Source organism: Phocaeicola sp. RTP21359st1_B8_RTP21360_211022 (assembly GCF_040911965.1).
GTDB classification, from domain to species: domain Bacteria; phylum Bacteroidota; class Bacteroidia; order Bacteroidales; family Bacteroidaceae; genus Phocaeicola; species Phocaeicola vulgatus.
In genome coordinates this window covers 23,466-30,051 of sequence record NZ_JBDFXP010000052.1, presented here as the reverse complement: position 1 = coordinate 30,051, position 6,586 = coordinate 23,466, and the positions used below count along the sequence as shown (strand labels likewise).

General features: G+C 47.9%; 4 protein-coding genes. 2 read left to right on the top strand and 2 right to left on the bottom strand.

Annotated features, from left to right (window positions below):
• Positions 1-3,151: DUF4450 domain-containing protein (locus AB5062_RS19585; RefSeq protein WP_368331267.1), on the top strand; the 3,151-nt coding region annotated here is incomplete at its 5' end.
• Positions 3,152-3,173: 22 nt separating this feature from the next.
• On the opposite strand, the gene AB5062_RS19580 is transcribed toward AB5062_RS19585, so the two are convergent.
• Positions 3,174-3,692, bottom strand: coding sequence for a histidine phosphatase family protein (locus AB5062_RS19580; RefSeq protein ID WP_005839851.1), 519 nt, complete (start codon positions 3,690-3,692; stop codon positions 3,174-3,176).
• Between the two features lie 402 nt (positions 3,693-4,094).
• Positions 4,095-5,675: an ATP-binding protein gene (locus AB5062_RS19575; RefSeq protein ID WP_005839848.1), complete on the bottom strand. Its 1,581-nt coding sequence runs from the start codon at positions 5,673-5,675 to the stop codon at positions 4,095-4,097.
• 238 nt (positions 5,676-5,913) lie between these two features.
• On the opposite strand from AB5062_RS19575, the gene frr reads away from it, so the two are divergent.
• Positions 5,914-6,474, top strand: a complete 561-nt coding sequence (frr, locus tag AB5062_RS19570) for a ribosome recycling factor (protein WP_005839846.1) — start codon at positions 5,914-5,916, stop codon at positions 6,472-6,474.
• Positions 6,475-6,586: the final 112 nt, after the last annotated feature.

Below are 6,586 nucleotides of genomic sequence, written 5' to 3'. Positions count from 1 at the left end.
GTACAACGAACATCGCCGGAATGCCACCCGAAGCCTGCAATATACCCCTGACGGAGACGATTTTGTCTGCATCAACGGTAAGAATCGCTTTACCCGTGCCTTATACGGCAGCCACACAGCATTCCGGCTGGAAACAAGCGACCGGCCCGTATTCGCTGCTTATACCAAGGAGAATCCGAAGCACATCTGCTTTAAACTGCAAACCTCCGGAGGCACGGTAGCCCTTGACTCTACCGAACACTGCGAGTCCCGTTATACAGCGGGACGCCGCAGCTACAGTTTATCTGATCCGGCTTTCGGAGGCGGAAGCTTATCCATTACCACATGGGCACTTCCCGATAAAGAAGGGGCTATCTGGCAATTCAACGCCCGGAATTTCAAGGAATTCCATCCCGTTCTACTGGCATCCATTTCAGAGATACGTAATTCCAAACTAAACCGTAACGGAGACATGGGAGCCGACCCAGCCGACAGTTTCGAAGCTCCTCTCCAGCCTCAACAGTTACAATCCTTCCCGGTACAGATAGACGGAACACTTTATATTCTATTGGAAAACCAGGAACTACGCACACTGACGACTGCCGAAGGCGAAAACCTGTTTAAAAAGGCAGAAGCCGCCCGCTCCGAAACAGCCTCACGCATCCGCATTGAAACACCCGACCCTTATTTCAACACCTTAGGAGGCACGCTGGCTATGGCTGCCGATGGAATCTGGGATGGCGAAGTGTGGTTACACGGTGCCATAGGCTGGCGAATGCCCCTCAGTGGCTGGCGAGCCGCCTATACCGGCGATGTTTTGGGATGGCATGACCGTGCCCGGACCCATTTCAACGCATACGCGGCAAGTCAGGTCACCGAAGTGCCCAACACCCTCCCCCATCCGGCACAAGATTCCGCCCTGCATCTGGCACGTTCCGTCAAGAAATGGGGTACACCCCAATACAGTAACGGATACATCTGCCGTAATCCTCACCGCAATAATCAGATGCACCACTACGACATGAACCTTTGCTACATAGACGAATTGTTATGGCATTTCAAGTGGACGGGGGACTTGGATTATGTCCGCCAAATGTGGCCTGTCATCACCCGTCACCTCGCATGGGAAAAGCTGAACTACGACCCGGATAACGACGGGCTGTATGACGCATACGCCTGTATTTGGGCCAGTGACGCCCTTTATTACAATAGCGGAGCAGTCACCCATTCATCGGCTTATAACTACCGTGCCAACAAGACAGCGGCCCAATTGGCAGAAAAGATAGGCGAGGATCCCACTCCTTACCGCAACGAAGCCGAAAAGATTCTGAAAGCCATGAACGAGAGGCTATGGCTTCCCGACAAAGGACATTGGGCGGAATATCAAGATTTTATGGGTCACAAGCGAGTACACGAAAGTGCCGCTGTATGGACCATTTATCATGCTATAGACAGCGAAACAGCCAATCCGTTCCAAGCCTATCAGGCTACCCGTTATGTAGACACAGCCATTCCTCATATTCCCGTCACAGCCCATGGATTAAAAGAGAATGGCTATGCCACTATCGCCACCACCAACTGGCTGCCCTACTCATGGAGCATCAATAATGTCGCCTTTGCCGAAGTGATGCATACCGCATTGTCATACTTCCAGGCCGGACGTGCCGACGCCGGATACAAACTTTTGAGAAGCTCTGTTCTGGACGGCATGTATCTAGGAGACAGTCCGGGTAACTTCGGCCAGATCAGCTTCTATGATGCCGCACGCGGAGAATGCTACCGCGATTTCGGTGATCCCATCGGAGTCGCTTCACGAGTACTGATCCAAGGTCTGTTCGGTATCCTGCCGGATGCCCTGAACCAGCAAATCATCCTCCGGCCGGGCTTCCCGGACGACTGGGACAAGGCTTCCGTCAGCACTCCCGATATAAGCTATCGCTTTACCCGGAAAGAAGATACGGATACCTATCATATCACACAACGGTTCCAGACTCCTCTCCATCCGGTATTGCACGTCAATGCCAGAAAAGAGAAGATCCGTTCAGTAAAAGTGAACGGTGTCCCTGCCACATGGCAATCCATCGAATCGGCCCATGGCTATCCTCTTCTTTCAATCCAGGCGGAAGGAACATCTTCAACCACCATTACCATCGAATGGGAAGGAGCACCACTTCACACGTTGGCAGTCCAGGAACCAGTCATCACTTCAAACGGGAAGTTGGCTTTGCAAATACCTTCGGGAGCATCCATCTCCCAAGTATATGATCCTCAGAGCGTTTTAGCAAATCACACTGTAGAAGCCACCGCTTTCAACGCACAGATAAAAGGTGAACCGGGACACCACACTTTCTTTGTTTACACCCATCAGGGAGAAATGGATTGGTGGCAACCTGTTAATATCTATATAGAGAACGTCCGGGAATCCCCCTCCTATACAGACTTTGCAGATATCCGTCCCGAAAAATGCCGGATGGTTGATTTTGACCGGCAACTGAATGCTTCCGTCACCGATATATATCAAAATGAATACCTGTCTCCCCGGTCTCCATACACTACGTTGCAACTTCCCACACAGGGAATAGGAGAATGGTGTCATCCGCTGCTGAGTGCTACCATAGACGACTCGGAATTACGCAGTCTTGTACATCATGATACTTTCCAAACGTCTTTAGGCATCCCCTTCCGTCTGAAAGAAAAAGGAAACAACATTCTTTTCACCTCCCTATGGGATAATTACCCGGACAGTTCCACCATCTCACTATCCGGCACGGCCTCACATGCTTATCTGCTGATGGCGGGAAGTACCAACCACATGCAGTGCCACATTGCCAATGGAATAATACGCATACACTATGCAGACGGAACTTCCCAAGCAACGGAGTTGACCAATCCGGACAACTGGTGTCCTATAGAACAAGATTTCTATGTGGACGGCAAAGCATTCCAAGCAACTGCTCCCCGGCCGTACCGTCTGCACTTGAAAAGCGGTAAAGTAAGCCGTGATCTGGGTAAGGAACTCAACATCACCGGCGTATATGGACGTGAGATAGAAGGTGGTGCAGGCATATTGCTCGATATTCCTTTGGATCATTCCAAGGAACTAAAAGGGCTGACCCTGGAAACCCTGTCCAATGATGTGGTGATAGGAATCATGGGAATCACTTTGCAATAACCACGTGTTATTCAATGCGGAATTACGTTAACTTGAACCGGCGTAGTTCCGCATTATTCATCTTTGGCACACTACGTAAATGTTCCAAAGTCACTCCTTGAATGTGTGCCTGTACCGCCCTGTTTATCAGTCCATGCCCGACTGCCAACACCTGTTTTCCATCATATCGCTCTTTCAAGTAGTCCACAAAACGCCCCGCACGTTCATAGAGCATCGCCTCCGTTTCCACATCTGCCGGAAAATGTTGCAAATCAACTTCTTTAATGGCAAGACCTGTCCAACTCCCCCAATCGATTTCACGCAACAAGACCGTTTTCTCCCAAGGCAGGTTCCGACCTTCCACAGCGATACGGGCCGTATCCACACACCGTTTCAAATCACTACTGACCACTGCGTCCAAAGAGATGTTCCGCAAAGTATCACGCAGCGCTTCAGCCTGTGCTATTCCTTCAACAGTCAGCGTGCCCGGCATATGTCCTTGGAAAATACGGGCGATATTCTCTTCTGTCTGCCCGTGACGGGCTAAATATAAAGTTATCATCTTTTTTAATGCAAAGATAATGCTTACCGGCCAGATTTACTTCAAAAGGGCAACCTTCTTATTCTCCTTTCCAAAGAAAAGCAATCTTCAGACAGATGATAAAAAAATAACAATCTTGCCTATAAAAGTATTCTCCCCGTAGATTAAGGGGTTTCTTCCGTACAGTTAAGGCCTTTCATGCGGTAACCTACTACAGACTCCGTCAGTAGACTGTACAGTCTGTTACATCAGACCGTACGGTCCACTACAATAGTTTATACAGTCCATTATCGGAGTCTGTAGTAGGTTACCGTATGAAAAAGCTTAATCATGCAGTAGAAAAGACTTAGTATACAGGGGAAAAAGGCTTAAGTATTCATCAAAAGCAGACAGCCACCTTCGAAATGTCACTCCGCCTGCAAGCTACAAATTATCCACCGTATCTTCCACTTCTATCACCCAGTCCCCGATAGTACGGGTGGCACTGTCGAAATTAATCCCCACCTTCACGATGCGCCTGCCATCCTTGCGATAAGGAACAGCATACAGCCTGCTGTTTATCTGCGCCAATGCCTCCCGGGCCGTACCGTCATATTTAAATTCCAGCACATAAATAGCATCCTGCATCTTTATGACCACATCCGCACGCCCCACCGCACTTTTCACCTCGCTGTCCACATACATCCCCATCAGACGGAACAACAAATAAAAGATGGTCTGGTAATGCTTCTCCGTCTTGTTCTCCAAATCATTGGGAATGGAAGCAAAGAAAGAACGCGTACGTTCCAAGCAGCTCTCTATATCTCCCTTACGAAGATCGCGAATGAAGGAAACGACATAAAAAGTACTGCTCTGACCCGGCAACTCAAGGTAAGCGGGCAACAGGGACTCGATGAAACCTTTACGCACCTCCCCGTTGGGATAGGCCAGCCGGTACACCTGGAACTCGGGATCATATCCCTTGATCGTCAGGTAACCACTTTGATATAAAACGGGGATAGGACTAGTTACACGTTCCGTCGGGGCATCAAACTGCTCGTCTGTAGCCTCCACCCCCTCCAGCTGGCGCACGTCAAAATCCGTTTCCTGCAACAAATCAATCAAGAAAGTAGGAGTGCCGGTAGAGAACCAGAAATTCTTGTACTCCTTTGCATCAAAGGCATTGAACAGACTGAAAGGATTGTAAATATCCTCACAATGCTTGCTGAAATGATACCCGTCATACTGCCGCTTCAGATGCGCACAGGCAGCTTCATACGTCTCGCCGTTCGCCAAAGCCATCCGCTCAATGTCCGGACGAAGCTCGTCCAGCAACTCCCGCTCGGTGATGCCGCATATCGCGCTGAAGTCATCCCGCATACTGATGTTCTTCAAATTATTCAGCTCACTGAAGATGCTCATCTGGCTGAACTTGCTGATTCCCGTGATAAAGAGGAAACGAAGGTATTGCCCCAATCCCTTGAGAGGACTGAAAAACTTACGCAGTTCATTCCGAAGCTCCTGCTGCAAGGGGATGTTGGAATTACTGTCCAAAAGAGGAGCGTCGTATTCGTCAATCAGGACAACGACCGGCAGACCGGTCTGTTCATACGCACGACGGATCATACCTTGCAGACGAGCAGCAGGAGTCTTTTCCTCCTTTTCCGCCCCATAAACCTTTTCACAACGAAGTAAAAACAGATTCAACTGTTCCTGCAAATCGAACAGGGTAGTATATTTAGTCAGACTGAAATCAATATGGAATACCGGATACACGTTCCAGTCCTTTTCCAGACGCTCCATGGCCAGCCCCTTAAACAAATCTTTTTTCCCTTGAAAGTAAGCCTCAAGAGTGGACACCAACAAGCTTTTCCCAAACCTCCGCGGACGGCTCAGAAAATACACACTGTCCGTGTTAGCCAATCGGTAAACCAGTTCGGTCTTGTCTACATATACACAATTCCGGTTACGCAACTGCTCAAAATTCTGTATACCTATGGGGTATCGTCTGTAATTTTCTTCCATATTCTCATTGTTTTCTAATTCTGCTTATGGGATAGAAACAAAGATAGCTGTTATCCGATAAAACACAAAAACTTTTCATTTGTTTTTAATAAAGCCCCAACAACTTAAACTGGTGATGATAAGGTAAAGAGCCGTTAGAAATATAAAATCATCTCTCTTTTATTGCAGATAATCAAAAAATAAATTACTTTTGTTTCACTTAAAACGAATCAATAAACAACTTAAATAACAGAACAGTATGATAGACGCAAAAACTTGCATCAACGACGCACAAGAGAAAATGGACATGGCCGTTATGTATTTGGAAGAAGCCTTAGCGCACATTCGTGCAGGAAAAGCCAGTACCCGGTTGCTGGACGGCATTCGTGTTGACTCTTATGGAAGCATGGTTCCCATCAGTAATGTAGCTGCCGTGACTACTCCCGATGCACGCAGTATCGCCATCAAGCCATGGGACAAAAGTATGTTCCGTATCATCGAAAAAGCTATCATGGACTCTGATCTGGGCATCACTCCCGAAAACAACGGTGAAATTATCCGTTTGGGTATTCCGCCATTGACAGAGGAACGCCGCAAGCAACTGGCCAAACAATGTAAAGGCGAAGGCGAAACCGCAAAAGTAAGTATACGCAACGCACGCCGTGACGCTATAGACACACTGAAAAAGGCCGTTAAAGAGGGTATGCCCGAAGACGAGCAAAAGAATGCGGAAGCCAAACTTCAGAAAGTACACGATAAATATATCGCGAAGATTGAAGAACTTCTGGCAGAGAAAGATAAAGAAATTATGACGGTTTAATGAAGAACTTAAAATAATGAAGCAATAATAATGAAGAAGGAAGAATTGTCCTGCACAGCCTTGCTTTTGTCCGTGCGGTCCAATTCCTCTTTCTTCATTTTTCATTCTTCAT

Excerpts from the sequence above, each read along its gene's own strand:
- AB5062_RS19575 (WP_005839848.1), bottom strand. The coding sequence starts at position 5,675 with ATGGAAGAAAATTACAGACGATACCCCATAGGTATACAGAATTTTGAG.
- AB5062_RS19580 (WP_005839851.1), bottom strand. The coding sequence starts at position 3,692 with ATGATAACTTTATATTTAGCCCGTCACGGGCAGACAGAAGAGAATATC.
- frr (WP_005839846.1), top strand. The coding sequence starts at position 5,914 with ATGATAGACGCAAAAACTTGCATCAACGACGCACAAGAGAAAATGGAC.